Annotated in this window: 30 protein-coding genes; 11 read left to right on the top strand and 19 right to left on the bottom strand. The window is 62.1% G+C overall.

Annotated elements, in window-relative coordinates:
- Positions 1–63: 63 nt before the first annotated feature.
- From GLX_RS02395 to GLX_RS02380, 3 genes are all read right to left on the bottom strand, one after another.
- Positions 64–1,377, bottom strand: coding sequence for a phage terminase large subunit (locus GLX_RS02395; protein WP_014104450.1), 1,314 nt, complete (start codon positions 1,375–1,377; stop codon positions 64–66).
- Entirely contained in the window at positions 1,361–1,753 is a 393-nt protein-coding gene (locus tag GLX_RS02390; RefSeq protein WP_041247095.1) for a terminase small subunit-like protein, read from the bottom strand. Before GLX_RS02390 ends, GLX_RS02395 begins: the two co-directional genes overlap by 17 nt.
- A 359-nt stretch (positions 1,754–2,112) precedes the next feature.
- Positions 2,113–3,054: a GlxA family transcriptional regulator gene (locus tag GLX_RS02380; RefSeq protein ID WP_014104448.1), complete on the bottom strand. Its 942-nt coding sequence runs from the start codon at positions 3,052–3,054 to the stop codon at positions 2,113–2,115.
- An 88-nt stretch (positions 3,055–3,142) separates the two neighbouring features.
- On the opposite strand from GLX_RS02380, the gene GLX_RS02375 reads away from it, so the two are divergent.
- The gene (locus tag GLX_RS02375) at positions 3,143–3,607 is read left to right on the top strand and encodes a nuclear transport factor 2 family protein (protein ID WP_041247093.1); all 465 of its coding nucleotides are present in this window, start codon (positions 3,143–3,145) and stop codon (positions 3,605–3,607) included.
- 119 nt (positions 3,608–3,726) lie between these two features.
- On the opposite strand, the gene GLX_RS02370 is transcribed toward GLX_RS02375, so the two are convergent.
- From GLX_RS02370 to GLX_RS02355, 6 genes are all read right to left on the bottom strand, one after another.
- Positions 3,727–4,098: a hypothetical protein gene (locus GLX_RS02370; protein WP_014104446.1), complete on the bottom strand. Its 372-nt coding sequence runs from the start codon at positions 4,096–4,098 to the stop codon at positions 3,727–3,729.
- Entirely contained in the window at positions 4,073–4,297 is a 225-nt protein-coding gene (locus GLX_RS17985; protein ID WP_231850430.1) for an RNase A-like domain-containing protein, read from the bottom strand. Before GLX_RS17985 ends, GLX_RS02370 begins: the two co-directional genes overlap by 26 nt.
- A 295-nt stretch (positions 4,298–4,592) precedes the next feature.
- On the bottom strand, positions 4,593–4,934 hold the full coding sequence (locus GLX_RS02365) for a contact-dependent growth inhibition system immunity protein (protein WP_041247570.1): 342 nt from the start codon (positions 4,932–4,934) through the stop codon (positions 4,593–4,595).
- 13 nt (positions 4,935–4,947) lie between these two features.
- Positions 4,948–5,166 carry an RNase A-like domain-containing protein gene (locus tag GLX_RS16960; protein ID WP_231850383.1) on the bottom strand — a complete coding sequence of 73 codons (219 nt, stop codon included), beginning with the start codon at positions 5,164–5,166 and terminating at the stop codon, positions 4,948–4,950.
- A gap of 315 nt (positions 5,167–5,481) precedes the next feature.
- Positions 5,482–5,814 carry a hypothetical protein gene (locus GLX_RS02360; RefSeq protein WP_014104444.1) on the bottom strand — a complete coding sequence of 111 codons (333 nt, stop codon included), beginning with the start codon at positions 5,812–5,814 and terminating at the stop codon, positions 5,482–5,484.
- 10 nt (positions 5,815–5,824) lie between these two features.
- On the bottom strand, positions 5,825–6,565 hold the full coding sequence (locus tag GLX_RS02355; protein ID WP_231850381.1) for an RNase A-like domain-containing protein: 741 nt from the start codon (positions 6,563–6,565) through the stop codon (positions 5,825–5,827).
- A 9-nt stretch (positions 6,566–6,574) separates the two neighbouring features.
- Here GLX_RS02355 and GLX_RS17980 point away from each other — a divergent pair, with 9 nt between their 5' ends.
- Entirely contained in the window at positions 6,575–6,907 is a 333-nt protein-coding gene (locus GLX_RS17980; RefSeq protein WP_148268528.1) for a hypothetical protein, read from the top strand.
- 183 nt (positions 6,908–7,090) lie between these two features.
- Here GLX_RS17980 and GLX_RS02350 read toward each other — a convergent pair whose 3' ends face one another.
- From GLX_RS02350 to GLX_RS02335, 4 genes are all read right to left on the bottom strand, one after another.
- A complete protein-coding gene (locus GLX_RS02350; RefSeq protein WP_014104442.1) occupies positions 7,091–7,597 on the bottom strand; it encodes a GNAT family N-acetyltransferase in 507 nt (168 codons plus the stop codon).
- A 128-nt stretch (positions 7,598–7,725) separates the two neighbouring features.
- A complete protein-coding gene (locus tag GLX_RS02345) occupies positions 7,726–8,823 on the bottom strand; it encodes a hypothetical protein (RefSeq protein ID WP_014104441.1) in 1,098 nt (365 codons plus the stop codon).
- A 229-nt stretch (positions 8,824–9,052) separates the two neighbouring features.
- Positions 9,053–10,159, bottom strand: a complete 1,107-nt coding sequence (locus GLX_RS02340; RefSeq protein WP_014104440.1) for a DMT family transporter — start codon at positions 10,157–10,159, stop codon at positions 9,053–9,055.
- A 111-nt stretch (positions 10,160–10,270) separates the two neighbouring features.
- Entirely contained in the window at positions 10,271–10,825 is a 555-nt protein-coding gene (locus GLX_RS02335) for a hypothetical protein (protein WP_014104439.1), read from the bottom strand.
- 482 nt (positions 10,826–11,307) lie between these two features.
- Between GLX_RS02335 and GLX_RS18365 the strand changes: the two genes are divergently transcribed.
- Positions 11,308–11,469: a hypothetical protein gene (locus GLX_RS18365; protein WP_158309215.1), complete on the top strand. Its 162-nt coding sequence runs from the start codon at positions 11,308–11,310 to the stop codon at positions 11,467–11,469.
- Positions 11,470–11,484: 15 nt separating this feature from the next.
- A complete protein-coding gene (locus GLX_RS18360; protein WP_158309214.1) occupies positions 11,485–11,625 on the top strand; it encodes a hypothetical protein in 141 nt (46 codons plus the stop codon).
- Here GLX_RS18360 and GLX_RS02330 read toward each other — a convergent pair.
- Positions 11,622–12,686, bottom strand: a complete 1,065-nt coding sequence (locus tag GLX_RS02330) for a hypothetical protein (RefSeq protein ID WP_014104438.1) — start codon at positions 12,684–12,686, stop codon at positions 11,622–11,624. The genes GLX_RS18360 and GLX_RS02330 overlap by 4 nt on opposite strands.
- A gap of 449 nt (positions 12,687–13,135) precedes the next feature.
- On the opposite strand from GLX_RS02330, the gene GLX_RS02325 reads away from it, so the two are divergent.
- Entirely contained in the window at positions 13,136–13,600 is a 465-nt protein-coding gene (locus tag GLX_RS02325) for a hypothetical protein (protein ID WP_014104436.1), read from the top strand.
- 375 nt (positions 13,601–13,975) lie between these two features.
- Here GLX_RS02325 and GLX_RS02320 read toward each other — a convergent pair whose 3' ends face one another.
- Both GLX_RS02320 and GLX_RS02315 read right to left on the bottom strand, forming a co-directional pair.
- A complete protein-coding gene (locus GLX_RS02320) occupies positions 13,976–15,781 on the bottom strand; it encodes a virulence-associated E family protein (protein ID WP_014104435.1) in 1,806 nt (601 codons plus the stop codon).
- Positions 15,778–16,518 carry a bifunctional DNA primase/polymerase gene (locus GLX_RS02315; protein ID WP_014104434.1) on the bottom strand — a complete coding sequence of 247 codons (741 nt, stop codon included), beginning with the start codon at positions 16,516–16,518 and terminating at the stop codon, positions 15,778–15,780. The genes GLX_RS02320 and GLX_RS02315 overlap by 4 nt, the downstream gene beginning before the upstream one ends.
- Positions 16,519–16,704: 186 nt before the next feature.
- On the opposite strand from GLX_RS02315, the gene GLX_RS02310 reads away from it, so the two are divergent.
- The 4 genes from GLX_RS02310 to GLX_RS02295 all read left to right on the top strand — a co-directional run bounded on the left by GLX_RS02310 (position 16,705) and on the right by GLX_RS02295 (position 19,649).
- Positions 16,705–17,673, top strand: a complete 969-nt coding sequence (locus GLX_RS02310) for a S24 family peptidase (protein WP_041247092.1) — start codon at positions 16,705–16,707, stop codon at positions 17,671–17,673.
- Positions 17,674–18,026: 353 nt separating this feature from the next.
- Complete coding sequence (locus GLX_RS02305) at positions 18,027–18,608, top strand: YceI family protein (protein ID WP_014104432.1); 582 nt, start codon at positions 18,027–18,029, stop codon at positions 18,606–18,608.
- A 22-nt stretch (positions 18,609–18,630) separates the two neighbouring features.
- Positions 18,631–19,059 carry a DOPA 4,5-dioxygenase family protein gene (locus GLX_RS02300; protein WP_014104431.1) on the top strand — a complete coding sequence of 143 codons (429 nt, stop codon included), beginning with the start codon at positions 18,631–18,633 and terminating at the stop codon, positions 19,057–19,059.
- A gap of 107 nt (positions 19,060–19,166) precedes the next feature.
- A complete protein-coding gene (locus tag GLX_RS02295) occupies positions 19,167–19,649 on the top strand; it encodes a hypothetical protein (protein WP_041247091.1) in 483 nt (160 codons plus the stop codon).
- 90 nt (positions 19,650–19,739) lie between these two features.
- Here the strand turns inward: GLX_RS02295 and GLX_RS02290 are convergent, their stop codons facing one another.
- Positions 19,740–19,982 (bottom strand): hypothetical protein, encoded by a 243-nt coding sequence (locus GLX_RS02290; RefSeq protein WP_148268527.1) that lies wholly within the window; start codon positions 19,980–19,982, stop codon positions 19,740–19,742.
- A gap of 270 nt (positions 19,983–20,252) precedes the next feature.
- A complete protein-coding gene (locus tag GLX_RS02285) occupies positions 20,253–21,155 on the bottom strand; it encodes a LysR family transcriptional regulator (RefSeq protein WP_014104429.1) in 903 nt (300 codons plus the stop codon).
- A gap of 99 nt (positions 21,156–21,254) precedes the next feature.
- On the opposite strand from GLX_RS02285, the gene GLX_RS02280 reads away from it, so the two are divergent.
- Both GLX_RS02280 and GLX_RS02275 read left to right on the top strand, forming a co-directional pair.
- Positions 21,255–22,322 carry a YeiH family protein gene (locus GLX_RS02280; protein WP_014104428.1) on the top strand — a complete coding sequence of 356 codons (1,068 nt, stop codon included), beginning with the start codon at positions 21,255–21,257 and terminating at the stop codon, positions 22,320–22,322.
- 40 nt (positions 22,323–22,362) lie between these two features.
- A complete protein-coding gene (locus GLX_RS02275; protein ID WP_041247088.1) occupies positions 22,363–23,220 on the top strand; it encodes a class I SAM-dependent methyltransferase in 858 nt (285 codons plus the stop codon).
- 54 nt (positions 23,221–23,274) lie between these two features.
- Here GLX_RS02275 and GLX_RS18355 read toward each other — a convergent pair whose 3' ends face one another.
- Positions 23,275–23,421 (bottom strand): hypothetical protein, encoded by a 147-nt coding sequence (locus tag GLX_RS18355; RefSeq protein WP_158309213.1) that lies wholly within the window; start codon positions 23,419–23,421, stop codon positions 23,275–23,277.
- Positions 23,422–23,428: the final 7 nt, after the last annotated feature.

Genomic DNA, 23,428 nt, shown 5'->3' with positions numbered 1-23,428 from the left:
AATGAATAAAAGTTTTTGGGTACCGCCTTTTTCAAAAGGCTTCACCAAGAACTTCTTTACGTTTTACCGCCCCATGCTGAAGCGCGTTGGCACCCACCGCGCGGGTGCGGGTGGCGGGGCGGACAGCATAAGTTCACTCAGCGCCCACACCAGCGCATCCGCCCGGTCAGGTGAGTGCGCGCCGTGGTAGCCACTGGCGGAAAACTGGCATAGCTGCGCCTCAAGCTGTGCAAACACGCCATGGTGCGTCACCCGCCCCTGTTCGTATAACGCCGCCACCGGCTCGGCCCGCGCCGCCTTGCCCCGGCTGGCGCTGACCATGGTTAGCGCCGCATTGGGATTGAGGCCGCGCAGGGTTGCTTCCACCAGCGCGCCGCCAAAATTCTGCTCGGCCACAATGCGTTCCGCCCCCCAGTCCACCTGCGCCTGCAAGGCCGCGCGCGCCCAGCCCGCCGGGCTGTCACGGCGTGACAGGTCCGCCAGCACATGGCCGTTGCCACTGCCATCCACACCACAGACCACAATGCCGATCTCGTCCGATCGTGTATCCTCCGGCCCCGCGCAGCCCGAGGGGGCCACCGCCACCACAATGCGCCGCATGCCTGCCGCCACACTGGCCCGCGTGGCAGGTGTTACGGGGGCTGCGCGCGCCAGATCCTCCATCCGCCACAGCGCGCCGTCTACCGCGTGCTGGTATTCGCCCAACATGAAACGCCTGCGCTCGCGCTCGGGCAGGGCTTCAAGCTGGGTCAGGTACTGTGCGGAAAGGTTGGCCCGGTTGCCTGCCGGGTTAAGCTGCATGGTGGCGTAGCGCGCACGGTCCAGCGGGGTGCCGGATGTGGGTTCCACCCCTTCCTCAAATACGCGGTACAGCCAGTGGCTGGTGGTGGGGGGGTTGGCGTCGATATACTCCTTCAGCGCCAGCGGAGATTTTTGTGCAAGGCGCGTAAGCAGCATGTTGCGCGCGCCATAAGTAATCTGGCTGGCTTCGTTCAGGTAAACGGTGGCGAATTCCAGTCCAAGTATCTTTTCGGTGCGATCCTCATCATCCAGTCCGCCAAATACGATAGAAGACCCATTGGGCAGCTCCACCGTCCAGTCGGTGCGCGACAGCGCCCATGGAACAGCGGGAAAGCACGCGCGCATGACGGCAGGAAACGTGTCAGCCACGACCGTTGCGCGCAGTGCGTTCAGCCGGTGGCGGAAAATGCCGTGTCGCGTGCCCCCCGCCCTGAGTGCGCGGATGATGACGGCGCGCACCAGCACGAACGTCTTGCCCGACCGCGCGCCGCCGCGCAGCAGAATATGTGTTGCCGCACGACCCAGCAGGTGGTTGGCGCGGCGCTGGTCGGGGGTCAGGCTAAAGGTCTGTGTCATCGGGCGTTATGGCAATGGTAATGGCGGGGGCGGTGTCGGTACGCCTTTCGGCCGCAGGCCGCAGGCGGGTGGCGACCCACATGCGCGCTTCCATGCGCAGTTTTATGGCGGGCACGTCATCACGCCCGGTGGCACGGTCGGCAATGGCCACGATTTCTTCGGCCAGGGCATCAGCCGCCGCTTCGCGCGCCAGTGTGTACAGACCCCGGAATTCCGGGTTGGCGTGCAGCCAACGCAGCACGGTGGCGCGATGGGGCATGGCGGGGTCGGTGCAGATGGCGCGCAGGCTTTGGCCGTCGCTCAGGCGGGCACAGATCTCATCGGCCAGCCTGCGGCTGTAAGCAGCCCCCCGCCGGGGGCCAGCGGGTTCGGGCATGACCACTCTCCGGTGCGGGTTGGGCCAGTATGGCAGATATGTATGCAAAAACCGTGCAGGCAGCAATTGCATTGTGCCGGGCATGGTGTGCCCGGCCTGCAGGGCCGTACCGTGCGCGGCGCTGTCCCATTGTGGCAACATCAAGCACATAAAGCGTGCAGGCATCAAACCCGATTGCGCTGGTAAAACCCATGCACGCCAATACCCTGACCGAACGGCGGCGCGCGAACCGGTTCGGGCATGGCTGCCCAATGCCTGCCACTGCCACGAAGGCGCACCGGGCGTGGCACCAGCGGCGCGCAGTGCGTCCTGTGCCTGATGCCGACCTGCTTGCTTACCAGCGCCCCGTTCGCCCTGCCCTAGCGTGCGGCGTTACGGCGCACCGCCTGCGGTGGCAGCCCGAAGGCGCGGATGAAGGCGCGGCGCATGCGCTCGGGATCATGAAAGCCGGTGGTGCGCGCGATCGCCTCCACCGGGTCGGTCGAATACACCACGCGCTCATACGCCGCTTCCAGCCGCAGGCGCTCCACGGCCCTGGCCGGGCTTACGCCCACGGCGGCGCGAAACGCGCGGGAGAAGTTGCGCGCGCTCATACCCGCCCGTGCCGCCAGTACGTCTACCCCCAGTGGTTGCGCAAGGTGTGCCCGCACCCAGCCCAGCAGGGTGCTGAAACGCTCGCCGCCCTCCATTTCCAGCAGGGCGGAAAACTGTGACTGGCCGCCGGGTCGGCGGTGGTAGACCACCATCTGCCGTGCCGCCTGGCGGGCAATGTCATCACCCAGGTCATGGCCGACCAGCGCCAGTGCAAGGTCAATCCCCGCACTGATGCCCGCCGCCGTCCAGACCGGGCCGTCATGGATGTAAAGCGCATCAGGCTCAAGGCGTATGTCGCTAAACTGGCGGCGGAATTCCTGCGCGTGCCGCCAGTGCGTGGTGGCACGCCGCCCCGCCAGCAGCCCCGCACCCGCCAGAACGAACGCGCCAGAACACACACTGCATATGCGCCGGGTATGGGCCATGCGCGCCTGCATGAAGGCCCGCAGCACGCCACATTCCATGGCCGCGCGGTGTCCCTCGCCCCCTACAATGATCAGCGTGTCAAACCCGCCCGCCCCCTCCACCGCCACGGTCTGTACTGCAACGCCCGATGAAGACATGACCAGCCCGCCCGCGCGGGAGAGCATGGCAAGCGTATAAGGCTGCCCGGCAATGCGGCCTGCGATCTCGAACGCAGCCGTGGGGCCAGCGGCATCGAGCAGCTGGAAATCGGGATAAAGCACAAAGCCGATGGCGCGGATCATGGCCTGAAATGAGGGATCATTGTCATTCCGTCAACCATTCACACGGTGCACACTGTCTACCTGCCACATGCGCCACAGGAGTACCGCCATGTCCCGTTCCCCCTTCCCGCCATTTGGTGTCGGGACCGCCACCCTGAAGGTCCGCCTGGCTGAAGATGCCTGGAACACCCGCAACCCCGAACAGGTGGCCCTGGCCTACACATCGGGCAGCAGGTGGCGCAACCGCACGCGGTTCATAACCGGTCGGGCAGAAATCGTGTCCTTCCTGCAAGACAAGTGGCGCACGGAGCACGATTACCGGCTGATCAAGGAACTGTGGGGTTTCCGGCTCAACCGCATGGCCGTGCGCTTTGCCTATGAATGGCATGACGGCACGGGGGCATGGTGGCGTTCCTACGGTAATGAGGTCTGGGAATTTGATGCCGATGGCCTGATGCACACCCGCTTCGCCGCCATAAACGATCAGCCGATTACGGCAGATGCGCGCCTGTTCCACTGGCCCGCAGGCCGCAGGCCAGACGGGCATCCGGGGCTGTCGGAACTGGGGCTGTAACCATGTGCGGGGTGCGTTTTGTAAAGCGATGGCCGGGGTGGCAGGCCAGTGCCGGGTTGCCAATATGCGGAACCTGATATTCCCGCGAGACCTGTTGCCAACAACCCTGCGCGTTCCGGTCAGCTGCCTTTTGTTTCCCGCACCTCGGGATCATGTTCAAAGGCATGCAGGACGGCAGACCAGAATGCCCGCAGGCTTGGAAAACTGCCCCAGTTGGGTGGTTCCTCCGGTTCAACTGTTGGATCTATGCGGATCAGGAGCCAGGTAACATGATCAATTTCTGCATCGTTGCAGGACAGTAAAGTTCTTAATTCAGCGATTGTTTGCAGTTTGAACGGAAGATCATGCGTTCGCGGTCCGCACTGGATTGCTTCCTCCAGCGTATCTCCAAACATATCGGCATCTTCGCCTAAAGAACTGGCACCGAGACCGGCCAGACAATCAAATTTTTGGCGGATTTCGTAATCAGTAAAGTATAATAGTCTGGACATAATAAATCATCCCGTTATGCTCTTTTTTAATAATTGTAACTCTAATATATCGCGCAGATTTTATTACACGATCAGCTTTTTCGACGACAATCGCCCCGCTGCCTGAAAGATGCCCTTCAACGTGAATTGAACTTCCATCTCTGGCATCCCTGAGCCACGTATCAACCTTGGAAGAATTATCTCGAAGTGCTGCGTGAATAAAACTTCAGCCTCTTCTTTCGATGTGAAGAATGGAACAATAGGACGGCTTTAACCTACGCCGCCTCACTGGCGGCGCTCTTCAGCTTTTTTCAGATTGGCGGATACAGACACTTACGTCCGCTTTCCGGAATTTGGCATGGTGCTTCCCGTGTCCAGCATGCACGCGACTTCCGCCGGTCTGCTTCAAGTTCATTTGGCAGACCGGTAGTTAAGGGGGAGTGGATGGCCTGATTCTGCAACGCAAGGACATGAAAACAGACCTCTCAGTTTTTCATGGTATGAACGCCGCGCCCCTACGGGTTTCGGTCAATCTCTTTTCCTGCCTGCACCTCGGGGTCATTTTCAAAAGCATGTAGAACGGCTGACCAGAATGCCCGTAGGGTGGGAAAGCTGCCCCAGTTGGGTGGTTCTTCAGGGTCAACTGTGGGGTCTATACCGAGCACAACCCAACTGACGCGCTCAATATCCTCGTCATTATAGGTCAGGAAATTCCTTAATTCGTTGACTGTCTGCTGTTTGAACGGCAGATCATGAGTTTGTGGTGCATCCTGAACAACTTCACGTAACGTATCACCGAAGATATCGGCGTCTTCACCGAATGGGCCGCCACCAAGATTTTTTATACGCGGGAACATGTCAAGAATATCATCATTGGTACAGTTTAACAGTTTGGACATAATATATCATCCCATTGTATTCTTTTTTGACAATTGTAACTTGAATGCGTCGCGCAGCCTTGCGTTGCCGATTGGCATTCTCGATTACGACAGCTCCCTTTCCCGAGGAATACCCTTCGACATAGACTGAGCTTCCATTTGCGGCGTTCTTGAGCCAGGTATCAATTTTAGAGGCGTTATCCCTGAGCACTGCGTGAATAGCACGTTCAGCGTCTTCCTTCGAGGTAAAGAACGAAACAATAGGACGGCTTTAACCTACGCCGCCTCACTGGCGGCGCTCTTCAGCTTTTTTCAGATTGGCGGATACAGACACTTACGTCCGCTTTCCGGAATTTGGCATGGTGCTTCCTGTGTCCAGCATGCACGCGACTTCCGCCGGTCTGCTTCAAGTTCATTTGACAGACCGGCAGTTAAGGGGGAAGTGGATGGCCTGATTCTGCAACGCAAGGACATGAAAACAGACCTCTCAGTTTTTCATGGTGTGAACGCTGCGCCCTTACGGGTTTCAGTCAATCTCTTTTCCTGCCTGCACCTCGGGGTCATTTTCAAAAGCATGTAGAACGGCTGACCAGAATGCCCGTAGGGTGGGAAAGCTGCCCCAGTTGGGTGGTTCTTCAGGGTCAACTGTGGGGTCTATACTGAGCACAGCCCAACTGACACGATCGAGGTCCATATCGTCATAGGCCAGTAACGTTCTTAATTCGTTGACTGTCTGCTGTTTGAACGGCAGGCGATGACCTCGCGGCGCATCATCAATGACCTCGAACAGCGTATCGCCAAAGAGATCAGGATCCTCGCCAAACGAGCTGGAGCCCAGATTAGTGAGACGCGGAAACATGTCGAGAATATCACGATCGGTACAGTTTAACAGTTTGGACATAATAGATCATCCCATTGTGTTCTTTTTTGATAATTGTAACTTCGATGCGCCGCGCGGCTTTGTGTTCCCGATTGGCACTTTCGATAATGACGGCCCCTCTTCCGGAGAAATATCCATCAAGAATAATTCTGTCTCCATTTCCAGCATCCCTGAGCCACGTATCAACCTTGGAAGAATTATCCCGAAGCAGTGCGTGAATAGCACGTTCAGCGTCTTCTTTCGAGGTAAAGAACGAAACAATAGGACGGTTTTCCTTCCTAAACCGGCGCTCGATATACGCTTCGGTCGGGTCAACATGCTTCAGCAGCACATGCCCACCCGCCTTGCGGTTATGCGGTGGCGCTTCATGATGGTTGAGGTCAAGCCGGTTCTGTCGATGCGGTGAGAGGAGATTCTGGTTGGCAGGTGTCCGTGCCGGCTGACCGGTGTGTTGCACGACAGGCCGGTGAAAGTGCTCCGTAGTGATGTCATCCTGCCTGAAGGCAAGCCGGTTTGCATCCGCCATGGCAACGCGAATGGCCCGTGTTGCCGCGAAATGTGCTGCCGCATGCAGTATGCCAGCAGGAATCACGGCATCGGCAGCCTGACCGGCCAGATCGGCAACAGCAGGGGGCGCATGGGCCTTCAGGGCCACGGCGTGGACCGCGCGTTCGGTCAGGGTGTGCGGTTCGGTGCCATTTTTCCACGCCTGCTGTCCGGCGGCCATCATGTCGGCGCCATGGGCCGCAAGCGCAATGCCGCCAACCTTGCTCAGCAGCGGTTCAGGGGCAGCCAGCAGGCCCGCGGCACCGGCCATTTCTGCTGCGCCAATGCCCATTGTGGCCAGACCTTCGGCCCTGCTGATACTTTCATGGCCGGGCAGGTATCGCCTGACAATACTGACGAGTTGATGTTCGCCCATGACAAATGTCAGGGCGGGATGCTGGTTGGTATCTGGCATGACATGTCTTGCAGTGCAGACACAAAAAAGCCCGCCGGTGAGGGCGGGCCTTGCGTTCGCATTGATAATCCGTGCGGCGGCGGATATCGCAGCCGTTTTTCGGGATCATGAATTTATGGAAGCGTCCGGGTCAGTGGGTACCATAATTCGGACTATATTCCGTATAGCAGAAAAAAACGGCATGCAGGGACCAGAAAATACAGGCTGATACTGATCTTCAGCAATGGCAGGTCTGGTTATAACTTCAGTAGCGCACAGATTTTAAGGAAAAAGGAAAAGGTTACTACTCAGAAATCAGGATTCATCTCGCAGCAATGCCCAGCGTTCATGGTCACGCCATGCCCCATTTATGCGAAGATAACGCGGTGAGAAGCCTTCATGACGGAACCCCAGCCTGTGGATCAGCGCTATGGATTTCATATTCCCAGGCTGAATGTTTGCTTCCAGACGGTGCAGTCCGATATCATTGAAAGCAGTCTGTACTGTCAGGCGTACTGCTTCAGTCATCAAGCCACGTCCAGCGAACCCTTTCATTCCGTAATAGCCCAGGTATGCATTCTGAAAGCCACGCATGAAAATCTGGCTGAGATGCGTAATGCCAACAATACCGCCAGTATCCAGTTCCCGCGCAATAAACCCTATATTGGCGCCCGACACCTGTTCATCGAACCAGGTATCAAAGCCTTCACGTGTTATGAAAGGTTGAACCCAGGGAGCATGATAAGAACGGCTTTCGATATTAGCCTTAACAAGATCATCTGCGTCTTTCCGACAGACTTTGCTCAGCGATATTGTTCTCATAATCGACCATGCGTCCACGCAACTGTTAGAAACGAGAGATATATGAAAAATCCGCCTGTCCATTTTCGGGTAAACAAGAACGACCGTCTATGTCTCATATAAAGGCGGTATCTGCCCCTCTTCCTCCATCAAGCCCCGTACACGGCATTCACGCCCCCCTGCCCCGCCCGCGCCATTTCCCGTATTGCGCTGAACGTAACCGGTCCGTGCGTGTAATCGCGCTGGCAGTAGCGTAGGCCGGTCAGGGCAAAGACCAGTTCTACTGGTATGTCGAAGTAGAAATCGATCATCCCCGGCGGATAGCCGCTCTGGGTTTCCTCCATGTCCATGGCGGCGATCACGGCTTTCAGTTCCGGCGGGGGCGTGCCGTCCACCTTCAGGTCATGCGGGCCGGCCTGGCCGTTATGGGATATGTCCCATATCCGCGCGCCGTCGCGCCAGCCGGTGGCGGCGCTGGCATAGGCGGGTTCGTTTACCATGCAGGCCACTATCGTGCTGCCCGCAGGGGTGGTGGCAAGATGGGCCTCGACCCGGTGGCGCAGGCCAGCGGCATTGCACCACAGCGCGGTCCACCCGCCGGGCAGGCTGGTCACGCCACCGGGTGCGGGGCGGGTTTCATCCACGGCCTGCCCGGTTTCCTCCAGCCCGAAATGGCGCAGTACGGCGGCCCGGTCCATGCCATGAACCATGAACATCGCCACCGTGTAGCCCACCGGGCGCGGGGGGCAGCTTTCGCGTATGTAGAAGCGCAGGCGGATGGGGGGAAAGATGTCGCGTGTGCCCTCGGTGGTGGTGGCGGGGCCGAAGGTTATGCGTTCGTGGGCAATGGTGTAGGGGTGGACGACCTGCTCCGCCGTGCCATCGCGGTGCGCGCACATCATGACCACGGCCTGCGACGGATCGCTCTGCCCAGGCAGGATGACGGTGCAGTTGGCCACCACCGCCGCCGCCCGGTGCGGCGTTGCCGCCAGCACGCGGCCCAGTGCGGCACGCGCCTGTTCCAGTTGCACGTCACTTGCTGCGCGCGCAGGCGGGTCCAGCAGGGTTACATTGGCAATATAAGGCTCCAGCGCCACAGTGGCGCCAAAGGGGGCGAACACCCCGTCACGCGCCAGAAGGCGCTCCACATGCGGCACGATGGTGGCCCCCAGTGCCGCGAAATCCTGCTGCGGGGTGCTGAGCCAGTATGGCAGGGCCGCCGTATTGCAGCCTTCATAGGGGTCCATCGCGCCATCCTTGTCCGTGGGCGCGATCAGGCTAGGGGCGGGTTGCGTGGCGTGTCAATGTATGCCCGCGCGGGCAGCCATGACCGGACCGAAAAAACTGTAAAAAGCTTAAAGGAGCATCGCCTTTTTGAAAAAATAAGACAGTCCCCCGGAAATGGTTATGCCCCTGCCCGGCAGGCTATGTCCTTACTCTGGCCTGCGCGCGGCCTTCCCACGCGTTGGCCCCCGCCTATGCCGCGTGCGTGTGATCCTGTCCGTCGGGGCCATGGTCATGCGGGCCGTGGCCATCATGGCTGTGGCGGTGGTGCAGGTCGGGGTAATGGGGGTGAGTGTGCACAAGCCTTGTGTGCACATGGTAGTGGGTGTGCGGCTCGCCCGGTGGGTCATCATGGGTGTGGGTGTGCTGGTGGTGTTCGTCATGCACATGGCGGTGGGTGTGGGCCATTTCCTCGTGTATGTGTTCATGGTCGTGGCGTTCGCTCAGGTGCAGCCACAGGCCGATGCCCATCAGCACGCCCGCCATCGCCAGCCGCCCGGCATCATGCACGCCAAACACCGCAAGCGACACCACCGCCCCCACAAACGGCGCCAGCGCAAAATACGCCCCCGTACGCGCCGCCCCAAGGTGGCGCAAGCCAAGCATGAAGGCCACAAGGCTGACCCCGTAGCCTGCAAACCCCACGGCCATGGCACCGGCCACAAGTGCTGCCCCCGGCAGGCCCGCGTGCAGAAATGTCAGGGCCAGCCCCATGTTCACGCAGCCCGCCACCAGCCCTTTGAGCATGGCGATGCGCACCGGGTCCACGGCCGAGAGCCTGCCGCTTAGGTTGTTGTCAATGCCCCAGCACACGCACGCGCCCACGATGTACAGCGCCCCGGTCGAGAACATCGCCCGTCCCTGCCATGACAGCACGGCGGCCCCCGCTACGATGCACGCGGCCCCTATCAGCAGCCTGCGGTCCACGTTTTCCCGAAACACCACCCACGCGATCAGTAGTGTTGCAATGCTTTCCATGTTCAGCAGCAGCGAAGCACTGGCCGCATCCGTCCGCGCCAGCCCCAACATGAGCAGCAGCGGCCCGCCCACGCCGCCGGTTGCAATCACGCCCAGCAACCATGGCAGGTCACGCCCGCCCAGCGGCGCTTCATCATGCGTGGGCAGCCGCAACGCCGCGCGTGCGCCCAGCACCACCGCTAGCCCCAGGCCGGAGCCAAGGTAGAGCAGCCCCGCCGCCATCTGTGCCGGCATGCCGCCCAGCAGCAGCTTGGCAAAGGGCGTGCTGGCGCCAAACAGCACGGCGGAAAGCAGGGCAAGGGCAAGGCCGGATCGGTTCATGCGCCAAGCCTACCATGGCTGCAAGGGGGCGTGTAGGGGGCGGGTAGCTGTACGGCGCACTCGCCCTACTGCTTCATGAAATACAGTCGTGCCCCCTGCGCTGGGGGGAGTTCACCATTTTTCATGCAGCACATCCAGCGCGCGGTGCAGGGTGCGCAGGCGGGTGCCCGGTGCCTCATCCAGCGCGCATACGGCGCACACCACCCGCCAGCGCGCAGGCGTAAGCAGGGCATGGGCGCGATCAAGCTGGCGGCGGGCGTGCACGCTGGCCTCGCTATCCTCCAGCGCCACGCCACCACCCGCGCCCGTAAGGGGGCTGTAACGCTGCACTAGCCGCCCGCTCCGCACCGCGCGGCGCCATGTGGCGCGAAAGCGCAGGCCCGCCGCATGCTGGTCTGGCGTAAGGGCGGCATTGGCGCGGTGGAACAGGCGGTCAGGCATGCAGGTGTCGAGCACGCGGCGCACGGGTTGCGGGGCAGTATGGGGGGCCAGTTCCATGCGGGTGGCCTGCACCACGCGCGCGGTGGCGGCGGGGCCATCCGTGCCCATGTCGGGCTTCAGACCAGCCGCAACATCACGCGCCAGCAGGCGGGCGCGGCGGTCGGCGCGCAGGATGGTGGCCACGCGGGCGCGTTCGGCAGGCAGGGTGTGGGCGGTTTGGGGCATGGGCGTCCTTGCATGATCTTGTGCACAAAAATCATACTAACAGCCGACGATGCAGGCAGGGATGGGGCGCGTGGCGTACCACGGCATGGCATGCCGGTGGCCGGGGCATGGTCAGATGCACCCTCTGTAATGCATGTTTACCGGCCATCCCATGCGGGTCGGAACGTGCCAATTACCCTGGTGTGGTTCCCTTGCTGTTCCCTGTGTGGTGGCAGGTAAGGGAACATGAGGGAACACCCGGCACCCCGCACGGGCGGAGCGTGGTAAACTGCGTGCTTTACCCTGCACCCTGCCGGGAATTCCATGCGTGGCGGGGTTTGTCGGCCAGCGTGCGCCGTTCCCTGTGTTCCCTATGTTCCTTTATGTTTAAGGAAACAGGAAGTATTATAGTAAGGGTTAATACCGGTACATAGGGTAGCGCAGGGTACGGGAACACAAGGGAACACAGGGAACGCAGGGAACATGCCCCTGCCCTGCCTGCGGTGCTTGCGGGCGTACGTGGGGTGGTGGCGGGATGGATTGCCGCCCACCACCTGCTGCCGCCACTGTGCGCCAGTATTGGTGGCGTAGTGGTGCTGGTGCATTCCAGCGCGGTTGAAAACGGCTTTCGCGCAGTGGACCTGTTTTCATCCTGTCGGGTCTGATCTTCATGCTGACCCATGGCGTGGAATTCACCCTGCCCGACCGGGTGGCGGTCGGCGCTTCATGATCCTGCGCCAGGGGGCGTGGGGCTGCTGCATGTGCTGGCCATCGTGCCCTTCGTGATGACCCATCCCGGTTTGCGCGATACGCCCCCTTAGCCGTTTACCGGTATGGTCAGCACGGCGCCGGGGTTCTTGGTGGTTTTTGAAAGTTCCATCAAAATCTGAAGCATTGTAAAGCCGAGTTTGCTGGGGAAATCGGTATCCGCAATATAGTAGAATTTATTATTGTATTTTATCGTTACAAAAGAAGAATGCGGCCGTTCATTGCTGACATGAACAAAGACCGTGGGCCGCGTACTGCGCCCGACCAGAATGATCTTGGGCAACGTGCGGCCTGAATCGATATCTTCCTGCGGCACGTCAATCTGGTAGGCAATCTGCCCCAGAACGCCAAGCATCGTGCGCGTCAGCAACCTGATCTGGCCATGCTGCGGCTTGCCCGCGCCGTATATGACTTCTATGCGTTCGTCCTTTGGGCTCATTTCAAAAAAACGCCGCGTGGCCTTGACCACATCGGACAGAATCGGGTCCGTTGTTGGGGAGACGGTCAGAAAAACCCGGTCAAAGGCCGGTGTCTTGCCGGGCACTTCCTCGCTATGTTCAAGCTGTATGCCCAGCAGGCCCGCAATCTGCAGGCGGCGCAGGTCATAGATGAGTTCAAAAAACTCGGGCGAGCCCCGTCCCACATCACCGCCAATGGCGCCGACATTATTGATCAGGTTGACCGACTGCACCGACAGGCGGAACAGGATATCAATGGGCAGCCCCCCCATGGCCAGCGGCAGCAGGCTGCCCGGCGGCAGCGGGCGCAGGAAGCTCTGTGCATAGGCATCGCCCGTTACGGGCTGGAATGTAAAGGTGGGGCTTTCCTGTATCTGCGCGCCAATGGTCCCCGCGGGCCGGATCGGGTTGGAATCCGACCCCACGCCAATGGCGATGTTACGCTGCAACTGGTAGCCCGAAATAAGCTGGGTGGTATCAAGGAAGCCCGGCGTATCGGCATAGCGCAGGCGCACGACGTTAAGGAGTGTCTGCTGCTTGGAAGAACCGATCAGTGCCTGTGAATAATCAAGCTGGTCACGATCCAGTCTCTGGGAGCCCACGCCATAGCATCCACCCAGAAGTAAAATGAGTGGCATTACTATCAATTTTTTCATAACAATGGGACTCTGTATCTTTTAATATGACGTATTGTCGTGAATTCTGAACCGTTTTTGCTAACGGCGGGCGGGCTGCATGAATGGGCCTGATTGCATACCGTGCATGGTAGCACGCTATTTTCGTGGATTGTAACTGCACTGATTTTTGTGCGGCAATGTTGTCGCGCCTGTCCTATGTCATTTTCTACATGTTTTTCAATATGTTGCATGGATGGGTGCGGTGCGGCGGTGTGGCGGGCGGCGGGTATTATTAAAATAATGTAAGCACCTGTCCGGTCCGCTGGCCCCGTGCCTGAAGGCGGTGTGGGCAGGTTATGTGTTATTATAAAATAATATGTTAAGTGCCCGGTACGTCTGTCGGCACGTCACTGTGCAGGGGGCGGATTGTGGAGTATTGAACAGGGTCATGAGGTCTGACCAAATCTGCCATAAGGTGTGTCCGTGCCATGAATAAAAGCTTTCTTGCCCTTGTTCCGGCACTTGTGCTGGCGGGCCGTGCCCATGCAACGGACGTCAAGCTGCCCGATAATACCCCGGCTAGCGTGACCATCCAGACACCCTGCACAAGCGAGAGCTACGGGGAATATGCAACCTGCATCTCCGCCATACTGAGCCTGCCCTCCAACCGTGGTGGCGATATTGACATCCGGGCAGTCGAGAGCCTGCTGCCAAAGGACAGCCAGAAGGCCGCCATCATAAGCGGCATCACGGCAACGCCGGGCGCGCCGATGACCGTCTCGTTAAAGCATTATGACGACAAGAACATCACCTGGCCCGCAACGGACACGCCGCTCGACCATGTCATCATTCCCAACAACGGCACCTATCAGGTCGTGCTGACCACGGCCGATGGTGGCAAGACATGGGGCATGCGGGTCGTGATTGAACAGCCCGGATCGGCCGGGCAGTAAGACACAGGCGCGCCGGTCACGGTCCGCCCCGGCGGTGGGTTTGTTCCCCTGTGGGGCCGTGCGTGGGCCTGGTTTACGTCCCGGCGCCGGGTCTGGTTATTGAATACGGGTGGCGACGGCCCTCCGTTGGGCGCGATAACGGACAAAAGGAAGAAACAGGCCAGCGTGGCAAGAAGGAAACCGCGCGCCGTCAGGATCGACTACAGGTAGGGATCGGCCATTACGGACCACATCAGCAGCGCGAGTGCTTTGATGCGTGCGCCGCGTCTTACGCACCGGGGTCTGCAATGCCCGCAACCATTATTTGCCGTCGCGGTCGTGCAACCGGCGGGCAACTGGCCGCGCGGGACATGATGACCGGAAAGCCGCACCCCATTACCGCAGCCCTTCCGGCCGCCATGCCCAGTAGGTGGTGCTGCCGCTGCGCATTTTGTGCCGCGTCCAGCCCATGGCGCGCAGCACTGTGCCCGCGCGCTTCTGTGCGGGGCGGTCCTGGCGTTCGCGCGGCAGGCCAAGGGCCAGGTGCAGTACGTCGGCCATGCGTACGCTGCCAGTTCCCCGCCCGGCCAGCCATGCGGTGATCGGGTCGTGCCACGGGTCTTCAGGCAGGCGGGCTTCCTGTGCCTCTGCCGCGATGGCGGCGGTGGCGGCATCATCCAGCCACAGGGGCATGGGGTCGGTGGTTTCGCGGCGGCAGGCTTCGGCCCAAAGCTGGTCGCGGCTGGCCGTAACCCATGCCACGTCGGCCCGGGTACAGCATACGGGCCAGTAGCGGCGGTTGCCGGTGGGGTCGGTCAGGTAATCGTGCTCGTTGGTGGTGCCGACAAACACGCACTGGCGCGGGCGCATCACGTCGGCCATGGCGTAGCTGGGGCGGTAGCGGTCATTCTGTCGGCTGAAGAAGGCCTTGGCATCACGGCTGGTGGAGCGGCCAAGCGCCTGCAATTCCCCCAATTCCACGCACCATACGCCCAGCAGGCCCTGTGCTGCGTCCTTGTCGCCCAGGTCGCGCGGCAGGTCGTCCTTGAACCATGCGGGCGTGAACAGTTCGGCCAGCAGGCGGCTCTTGCCAATGCCCTGCGCGCCTTCCAGAACGGGCACGTAGTCAAACTTGCAGCCCGGCTGGCGCACGCGCCGCACCGCGCCGCACAGCAGGCGCGCGCCCACGGCGGCGTGGTAGGCATCATTGGCGGTGCCCAGCGCGTGGTGCAACCATGTATCCAGCCGTGGCGTGCCATCCCAGCGCAGGGTGTCCAGCCAGTCACAGACCGGGTGCGTGCGGCGCAGGCTGGCGGCCACCCGACACGCCTGCATGGCCACCGCAGCCGAGACGGGCAGGTCATAGGCGCGCTGCATATACGCCTGTACCAGTGTCACGTCGGTATCTTCCACCGATCGCGGGTATGGCCCGGCGGCGGCGGATGCAGTGGCAAAGGCGGGCGGCGGCGCACGGGTCAGCACGGGCAGGCAGGCAAACGCATCCCATGCCAGCAGGCCGGACAGTACCGGGTCATGCCCCAGCAAAACCAGGCAGTTGCTGAGCGAGGCCAGCACTCCACCCCGTGGGCCGCGCGCCAGCAGGGTCATCCATGCGGTGGCGGCGGGTGCAGGCTGTTGTGGCATGGGCGGGTCCAGGACGGGCATGGCGGGGTATCCGTGTTGGAAGGTGCGGGTGCGCCGCACGCGGGGGGCGCTGCGTGGGATGGACGTGCGTGACAGTGGTACGCGCTGGCATGGGGTGCCAGCGTGACGCATGGGTCGGACGGCTGGTGGCAAACGCCCCGCCTGCCCCGTTTTGCAGCTTCTGCCGCGTTGCCATGCGCGGGCGTTGTGGGTCATGCCGCGCGCCGTGCCTGGATGGGCGTGATGGATGGCAGAAGGGCCGGTATGGCTGAGGTAATCCGGGTACCCTGTGCGGGGGATAGGGTCGGGTGCGCTGGATGCGGGATCGTGCCTCATGTCGGGGTGGCGGATGGGTCGGCATGGCCGGGCGTTCTGTGCCGTGGCCCATGCGGGCGATATGGCCGGACATGCCGGGATAATGGCCATGCCCCATGCCCCATGTCGGCATAGGCGCGTGGTTCTGGCACCGGTGTGGCCGGGGGGCGTGGTGTTTTTTGCAGCGGCCCGTGCAGCGGTGTGCAGCGGTGTGGGGCGGGATTGCGCAAGGGGTGTGCTCATGCCCCATGGCGCGGGCGGCGTAACCCCGCATCCAGCCCGGAGCGGATGGTGGCGCGGGCTTCTGCCAGCGGGATGTGGCGCAGGCGGGCCGCGTGCAGCAGTGTATCGTGTGCTGTGGCCCGGTCCAGCAGCCCGGCCCCGCACCACCGGCCCAGCGTATAGGCCCGGGCATTGAGCGTGGTGTTGGCCATGCCCGCCGGGGCATCGCACACCGCATGCAATGCGCGCATGAGCGTGCCCTGCATGCGCTCCCCATCCATATGGCGCACCGGCTGCACAGGTGGTGGCGGCGGAGCCAGCAGTGCGGCAAGCCAGCGCGGGATGGGTGGCGGCGGTACCACCCATGGCGGCACGCGCCACGTATAGGCCCCGCCGGTAGCGGGATGCGTACCGGGCGGGATGGTGACCGCCTGCCGCCCCCGGTGCGGGTCCAGCCCCGGCGCAGGGTGGCCGGCATGGCCGCGCAGGGCTTCGCCGCAATGGGCAAAAAACAGCACCGCCCCGCCCGAGCCACCCGTGCGCGTCATGGGGCGCGGCGGCAGCGCGCCGTGGCGGCGGACCAGTGCTGCAAGGGCGGCCACGCCATCGGCCGCATGCGTGCCGGGGCGGTCCACATCCAGTGCGAACAGCCCCGATGGCCCGCATACCACCCGCCACCCGCAATCCGGCCAGCGCGCGCACCACTGCGCTATGGTGTCCAGGTCGCAGGTGGCCTGCGCCGCAGCCCCCGAAAGCACGCCGCCCGCGACCCCGCGCGCACGGGGTGTACATGCCAGCCCAGCAGGGCCACGCGGTACAGGTCGGGCGGGATGGGGCGCGTATGGAGCATGGCGGGGTTTTATGGGATATATCCCAATACGTCAAGAAATAATGGGATATATCCCCTCTACCCCGTCGGGCATATTTGTGGGACAGTTCCCATTATGGACACACGCTCCCCCGCCGCTGCCGAGATCGAGCGCCGCATGGCGCAGCTCAACCTTAACAAGAAGCGCCTGGCCGAACTGGCCGGCCTGAACGAGACCTACGTGCACGACATCCTGCGCGGCAAGTCACGCAACCCCGGCGGTGACCGGCTGGAAAAGGTGGCCGCCGTGCTGGGCTGCACCGCAAGCGACCTGCTGCGCGCGCCCGCCAGCGGCAGTGGCCCCGGCACGGCGGCTGGCCGGCTCAAGGCGTTGCGCGAGCGCGCGGGCTACACCGTGCGCGGGATCGCGCGCGACCTGGGTATGGGGGACCGGTTCTCCAGCTATGCTTTTTATGAAAACAAGCTGAAAAAAGACTTCATTCCCGTGGATCTGGTGCGCAGGCTGGTCTCGCTGCTGACCGACCGGGGCGACCCGCCCATCGCTGCAAGCGAGGTGTGGGCGCTATCAGGCATCGTGCCCGGCGCTACTGACCTGAATGAAAGCATAAGCCGCGCCGAACGCGCCACCATGCCCCCCATTGATGACGGCGCGATTACGGTGCATGAATACGACATCTCGCCACAGGCCGGGGCGGGCGCCATCGTGGATCACACCGCCTGTGGTGATGGGGAGGCCCATCCCACGCTGGAGTCATGGCGCATCCCGCGCAATTTCATCCGCAATTACCTGCCCGATACGGGGGGGCTGGCCATTATCCGGGTTACCGGCAATTCGATGGAACCCGAGTTCTCGGCCGGTGACCGGGTACTGGTCGATACCGGCCACCGTATTCCCTCGCCCGATGGGGTGTACGTGCTATGGAACGGCATGGGTGTTGTGATCAAGCAGTTGATGCTGGTGCCCAATTCCCGCCCGCCGCGCATCCGCATCATCAGCGTCAACCCCACCTACCCGGTGGATGAGGTCGATGCGTCCGACCTGGTGATAAACGGCCGGGTTGTGGGCAAGTGGGTATGGAAGTAGGCGCGCCGCCTTCCAAGCCAAGGCAGCGTTCCAAACCTGCGCTTCCTTTTCAATGACCAGCATGTCCTTTTCGGTCGGTAAAAGTGCAGCGCCCTTGCCGGGGTATTTGCCGGTCTGGCGTAATTGCTCCAAGACCTGCATGACCAGATCAGCCGCTTCCCGGAGATATTTTGTAGTTTAAGCACGCACTCCATAACCAAAGCCGAATAATGCCCGGTTATGGCGGCCATGCCATGCTTGCCCTACTCAGGCCGCATTCATCCCCCACTTCTGCATCCTGACACCTGCCCACCGCCCGGATGCCTTATGCCTGTCCTGCCACAACCCCACGCCATGACAGGCGTTAGCCTGTCATGAACATACTGAAATCCCACTCCCTTCGTCTGGTCGGTCTGGTTCTGCCCGTTGCCCTGCTGGCCACCACCGCCCGTGCCGAGACCCGGCACCTTGACCTCACGCCCGAAAATACAGCCGTGTTGCTGCATACCGATAGCGTGGTGGGCAGCATGGACGGGCAGTTCGGCAAGGTGTCCGGCACGCTGGACTATGACCTTGCAAACCAGACCTGCCATGTTGACCTGACCATGGATGCCACCACCGTGCACATGGGCACGGTGCTGGAGCGCAAGGCCGCGAAATCTGGCGGCATGCTGGATAGTGAGCATTATCCCACCGCGCATTATGTGGGCGATTGCAGCCCGCGTGTGGTGAAGGGGCAGGTGCGCTCGCGCATGGTCGGGCGCATGACCCTGCGCGGGCAGACCCACCCGCTGACCCTGAGCACCCAGATGGTGTTCAACGCCAATACGCTGAGCGTGCTGGACAGCACCGGCACGTTTGATGGCCGCCAGTGGGGCCTGTCCACCATGCTCCATACCGTAAAGCCGCAGATGCGCACCGAAACGCGCATCACCCTGCCCGCCCCCCATTGCTGACCCCAACCGGAAGCCCCGCCGCATGACCGACCGCACGCCTGCCCCCCGCCCCCTGTCCGAGATCGCAAGCTATCACGCCCATGTGTATTTTGATGGTGCGGAGCCACGCGAACGTGCGGCACACCTGCGTGAGCAGATTGCCGCCCGCTTTCCCGTAAGGTTGGGCCAATGGCATGAGCGTGCGGTCGGCCCGCATGTGGCGCCGATGTATCAGGTGGCGTTTGACCACGATGTATTCGCCCGCCTTGTACCGTGGCTTATGCTGAACCATGCGGGGTTGAGCATCCTGATCCACCCCGGCACCACCAGTCCCCGCCGTGACCACCTGCATGATGGCATGTGGATCGGCCGCCCCCGCGCCCTGCTGGCCGACCGCCTGCCCGAACATACCGACACGCCCGACCAGCGCGGAGAGGTCAATACACAGCCCGAGGCCACGGCCGTCATCTGACCGTCTGCCCGCCAGCAATATCATGGCCAACCGCGTTATCCAGACCCCCACGACATATGCCCCTTCCCTGACATGGCGGACGGAACTACACATTCAAATGCGGGGCCTTGTCCGACAAGACCAATTACGGCCAGCCCGTGGAAGATACGTTGCACAAGACGATTGCCGTGGGCTTTGCCCATGCAACCGGGGGCAACCCCACCGTACCCGCCCCCTACATCATGCGCCTGGATATGGAAGATGTGGATGCACAGTTGGCCGTCACCCCCAATTTCTGGTCCGTGACCTATGAGGTGCATGTTGACCTGACCGGTCGGGTGGACGTGACCGACAGCACCGGCAATGAGATTACCAAGGCCGAGATTTCAGGCTCGGGTTCCAGTTCGGTCAATGGTAACTGCATCGTCATCCAGAAAGGCATCCAGCAAGCCATCAAGGAAGCGAGCAAGAAGGCCATCAGGAAGATGGGCAGCGACTTTGCCTGCAAGATCATCAATACCAATGTGGTGAAGTCGGTCCGTTGCGGGCATGAGCCATCGGTAAAACCGTTGTCAGGCGCCGCCTTTCTTTTACGAAGGCGGTTTTTGTGAGCTTTTCCGATGGGGTCCGTCAGGCGTTCTCCAGTTCATCTGGCGGGATTACGGGGTCGGGAGCAAGGCTTTCGGGCGGTACATACGCTTTCAGTATGCGCCGGATCGCGGGCTGGACATGACGTTCTCCTGCACCACGACATCCAAAAACAGCCATGCGTTTTCGCGGGTGTGATGGGTCAGGCGATTGGTGCCGCAGGGTGCAAAATGGCTGCGGAAATCCGTGCCCTCGCCTTCCTTCAGTGCCAGATACCAATGCAGCAGGAACAGCGTGGTCAGGCGCGGCTGGCCGCCAATCACGTCCCACGCCGCAGGCGATTGTACATCAGGCACGCGCCGCCTGACCGCAATGGGTTGTAGGCAATAAAAGGGCTGGCTACCTTGCGACTGGTTGAACTGCCACAGATTATCCAGTAAATTTGTGACATCGTTCTGATTTAATCGGTATATTATCTTGTAATATTGTATAATGAAATAATAATTTTCAGTTATTAAATTGGTTTGTATACAAAGTTCTTATGTATGTCATATAAATAGTTTAATGTAGGATTAAAAACTGTATTACACTTCATATAATACCCAATACCGGGGTAGAGGTCCACATCAGGCCGTTTTTTTACCATATGCTGTGGTAATCAGTTCCAGAAGCGCATCCGCCGCCGGGCTGCGGTAGCGCTCGCGGTGGCGCAGGCCATAGAACGCGCGCTCGCCCAGTGCCTGCGGCACGGCGTGCAGGCGACCTGATGCCAGCGCGGGTGCGACAACCAGAGCGGATAGCGCGCTGATCCCCGCCCCGGCCTCGACCGCCGTACGCACGCTTTCGTTTGAAGGCAGCACAAGGCTGACCGCAAGGCTGGCAGGCTCTATGCTCCATTGCCGCAGGTAGCCCTCCAGCGTGGCCCGCGTGCCCGACCCGGCCTCACGCATGACCCATGTGGCCGTACGCAGCCAGTGTGCATCTACCACGCCGGGCAGGCAGGGCGTGGGGCCGACCAGCAGCATGCGGTCATGCGCCAGCGGCCACTGGACAAGCGTGGGGTCATCCACCACGCCTTCCACAATGCCCAGGTCCACCCCCCCTTCGCGCACGCGGCGGGCGGCCTCGATGGTGTTGGTAATGCTCAGTTCTACCGCAATCAGCGGGTAGCGCTGGCGAAAGCGCACCAGCACCGGCGGCAGCCAGTAGGCAGCAATGGTCTGGCTGGCCGCAACGCGCAGCGTGCCGCATTCCAGCCCGGCAAAGGCGTCGAGCATGTTTTCCGCAGCCTCCACGCGTGCCAGTACGGCGCGGGCTTCGGGCAGGAACAGCTGGCCTGCCTCGGTCAGCCTGATGCCGCGCCCCACGCGGTGGAACAGCCTGACACCGTGGCGTGCCTCCAGCGCGGCAATGGCGGCCGATACGGCGGATTGCGTGATATGCAGCGCACGCGCCGCCGCGGTGACGTGCTCACGTTCGGCCACGGCAATGAAAAGGCGGAGCTGTTCCAGTGTCATGCCCCGCATCATGGCATAACCAATCACTTTTTACGATTGGAATGAGCATAATAATGCGTTGGAGTGATTGAATGCCCCGGCGTTAGGGTCTGCTGCGAAAGGAAACCCGCCATGACCCGGCCAGCCCTCCGTCTTGCCCCTGTGCCCCTGCTTGCGTGCGCCCGCGCCGTGCAGGTCATTTTCCGCCTCCTGCCCGGCATGGGGCTGTGTGCTGTGCTGGCGGCGCTGGCATACGGGTTGCAGGCGGTCGAAATCCGGCTGTATGGCCGGGCGTGGCTGGAAGCACTGAACATTGCCCTGCTGCTGGGTGTGGGCGTGCGGGCGTGCATCGGGCCGCGCGCGGGGCTGGCGGCGGGCGTAAAATGCTGTGCGCGTACGCTGCTCAATGTAGGCATTATGTGCATGGGGGCGACGTTCAGCGTGGGGGCCGTGCTGCGCGCGGGGCCGGGGCTTTTGGGGGGTGTGGCGTGCATTGTGGTGTTCAGCCTTGCGTTTACCTGCTGCGTGGGGCGGGTGGCCGGGCTTTCGCCCGCGCGCACGCTCCTTGTGGCGTGCGGCAATTCCATATGCGGCAACTCCGCCATTATGGCCGCCGCCCCCGTTATCCATGCGCGTGAGGCGGATGTGGGGGCCACCATCGCTTTTACCGCCGCGGGCGGACTGGTGGTGGTGCTTGGCCTGCCGCTGCTGGCGCTGCCGGGGCTAGACAATGCAGGCCACGGCGTGCTGGCGGGGCTTACGGTCTATGCGGTGCCGCAGGTCATGGCGGCGGCCAGTCCGTTTGGCGCGGGTGCGGTGCAGGCGGGTACGCTGGTCAAGCTGATGCGGGTGCTCATGCTGGGACCGGTCTGCCTTGTGCTGTCGGTGCTGTACGCGCGGGCGGCCGGGCATGCCGGCGGGCGGTGCGGTTCGGTCTTGCGGCTGGTGCCGTGGTACATCATCGGCTTTGGCGCCATGATGGGCCTGCGGGCGGCGGGCGTGGTGCCGCCCTGCGCCGTGACAGGGCTGAACGGGCTGGCAACAGGGCTTACGGTGCTGGCCATGGCGGCACTGGGGCTGGGGGTGGAACTGCGCGCGGTGCTGTGTGCGGGGCGGCCGCTGGTGGTCACGGTTGTGGTTTCGCTGCTGGGGCTGGTGGGGGCGAGCGTGCTGCTGGTGCAGCTTGCAGGCGGGGGGTGAAATGCCCCACACTGCACGGGGCTGGAAGGGAGATGTCACAATGGACTGTCCCAGTGTAACCGCATGGCGCGTGGCGCGTCACCGCGCCCGCCACCAGGTGCTGGAAAAAGGCGCGGTCTTTGCCGACCCGCTGGCCATTGCCATGGTGGGTGGCGATGAAGCTGCGCTGGCCGCACCGGACGGAACCCCGGCGGAGCGGCATTTCCGCCTGTTTCTGGCCATTCGCAGCCGCATTGTGCAGGACATGCTGGCGCGTGCCGTGCAGCGCGGCATGCGGCAGGCGGTTGTGCTGGGAGCGGGGCTGGATACGCTGGGCCTGCGTAACCCGCATGCGGCGTGCGGCGTGCGGGTATTTGAAGTGGACCGCCCTGCCATGCAGGACTGGAAGCGCGGCCACATAGCCCGTGCGGGTCTTGCCGTGCCCGATAGTCTGGCTTTTGTGCCGGTTGATTTTGAGCGCGACAGCCTGCTCGCCTGCCTGGCGCACGCGGGGTTTGATGTGGGAATGCCTGCCTTTTTTTCATGGCTTGGGGTTGTGCCGTATCTTACGCGTGTGGGTATAGAAAACACCCTGCGCTTTGTTGCCCGCGTGCCACAGGCCGAGATCGTGTTCGATTATGGTGAACCGGTTGAAAATTATACCGGTGCTCATGCGCTGCGCATGGCTGAACGTGCGCGGTTCGTGGCATTAGCGGGGGAACCGTGGCTGAGCCGCTTCAACCCCACCGACCTGCACGCCATGCTGCGTGATACCGGATTTGCCACCTTTACCGATTACGACCGTGCTGGCATTGCCGCCTATTTTGGCTGGCCGGTCCCGGCTGCCACCGGGGCTGGCCCGCATGTGGTAGTTGCCCATGCCCGGCAGGGGTGTGCAGTGGCGGGTCCAGAACGGTAATGGCTGCCTGTCGGCATCGTGCCGGGCTTCTGCTCCCCGATATGCGGGCAAATTTCAGGATTGCATCCGCCCACACACAGTCCCGATAATATTGCCAACAACCAGCAGGAACGTCATGAACACCTGGTTACGGTATGATGGCGGGCAGATCACGCTGGCTATGGGAGCGGTGGCCCGACCCGCCTGGCCGGTTTCGTGCATGGCCGGG

This window comes from Komagataeibacter medellinensis NBRC 3288 (assembly GCF_000182745.2).
GTDB lineage: Bacteria > Pseudomonadota > Alphaproteobacteria > Acetobacterales > Acetobacteraceae > Komagataeibacter > Komagataeibacter medellinensis.
This window is presented reverse-complemented; position numbering and strand designations above follow the sequence as displayed.

Coding starts and splice junctions, on each gene's coding strand:
- GLX_RS02340 (WP_014104440.1), bottom strand. CDS start 10,159: ATGAACCGATCCGGCCTTGCCCTTGCCCTGCTTTCCGCCGTGCTGTTT.
- GLX_RS02355 (WP_231850381.1), bottom strand. CDS start 6,565: ATGATGGCCGCCGGACAGCAGGCGTGGAAAAATGGCACCGAACCGCAC.
- GLX_RS02330 (WP_014104438.1), bottom strand. CDS start 12,686: ATGAAAAAATTGATAGTAATGCCACTCATTTTACTTCTGGGTGGATGC.
- GLX_RS02300 (WP_014104431.1), top strand. CDS start 18,631: ATGACCGACCGCACGCCTGCCCCCCGCCCCCTGTCCGAGATCGCAAGC.
- GLX_RS02310 (WP_041247092.1), top strand. CDS start 16,705: ATGGACACACGCTCCCCCGCCGCTGCCGAGATCGAGCGCCGCATGGCG.
- GLX_RS02345 (WP_014104441.1), bottom strand. CDS start 8,823: ATGGACCCCTATGAAGGCTGCAATACGGCGGCCCTGCCATACTGGCTC.
- GLX_RS02280 (WP_014104428.1), top strand. CDS start 21,255: ATGACCCGGCCAGCCCTCCGTCTTGCCCCTGTGCCCCTGCTTGCGTGC.
- GLX_RS02285 (WP_014104429.1), bottom strand. CDS start 21,155: ATGATGCGGGGCATGACACTGGAACAGCTCCGCCTTTTCATTGCCGTG.
- GLX_RS02360 (WP_014104444.1), bottom strand. CDS start 5,814: ATGTTTCCGCGTCTCACTAATCTGGGCTCCAGCTCGTTTGGCGAGGAT.
- GLX_RS02275 (WP_041247088.1), top strand. CDS start 22,363: ATGGACTGTCCCAGTGTAACCGCATGGCGCGTGGCGCGTCACCGCGCC.
- GLX_RS02305 (WP_014104432.1), top strand. CDS start 18,027: ATGAACATACTGAAATCCCACTCCCTTCGTCTGGTCGGTCTGGTTCTG.
- GLX_RS18355 (WP_158309213.1), bottom strand. CDS start 23,421: ATGCACGAAACCGGCCAGGCGGGTCGGGCCACCGCTCCCATAGCCAGC.
- GLX_RS02350 (WP_014104442.1), bottom strand. CDS start 7,597: ATGAGAACAATATCGCTGAGCAAAGTCTGTCGGAAAGACGCAGATGAT.
- GLX_RS02335 (WP_014104439.1), bottom strand. CDS start 10,825: ATGCCCCAAACCGCCCACACCCTGCCTGCCGAACGCGCCCGCGTGGCC.
- GLX_RS02365 (WP_041247570.1), bottom strand. CDS start 4,934: ATGTTCCCGCGTATAAAAAATCTTGGTGGCGGCCCATTCGGTGAAGAC.
- GLX_RS02320 (WP_014104435.1), bottom strand. CDS start 15,781: ATGAGCACACCCCTTGCGCAATCCCGCCCCACACCGCTGCACACCGCT.
- GLX_RS02375 (WP_041247093.1), top strand. CDS start 3,143: ATGTCCCGTTCCCCCTTCCCGCCATTTGGTGTCGGGACCGCCACCCTG.
- GLX_RS02380 (WP_014104448.1), bottom strand. CDS start 3,054: ATGATCCGCGCCATCGGCTTTGTGCTTTATCCCGATTTCCAGCTGCTC.
- GLX_RS02370 (WP_014104446.1), bottom strand. CDS start 4,098: ATGTCCAGACTATTATACTTTACTGATTACGAAATCCGCCAAAAATTT.
- GLX_RS18360 (WP_158309214.1), top strand. CDS start 11,485: ATGGCGTGGAATTCACCCTGCCCGACCGGGTGGCGGTCGGCGCTTCAT.
- GLX_RS17980 (WP_148268528.1), top strand. CDS start 6,575: ATGGGCCGCAAGCGCAATGCCGCCAACCTTGCTCAGCAGCGGTTCAGG.
- GLX_RS02390 (WP_041247095.1), bottom strand. CDS start 1,753: ATGCCCGAACCCGCTGGCCCCCGGCGGGGGGCTGCTTACAGCCGCAGG.
- GLX_RS02395 (WP_014104450.1), bottom strand. CDS start 1,377: ATGACACAGACCTTTAGCCTGACCCCCGACCAGCGCCGCGCCAACCAC.
- GLX_RS02325 (WP_014104436.1), top strand. CDS start 13,136: ATGAATAAAAGCTTTCTTGCCCTTGTTCCGGCACTTGTGCTGGCGGGC.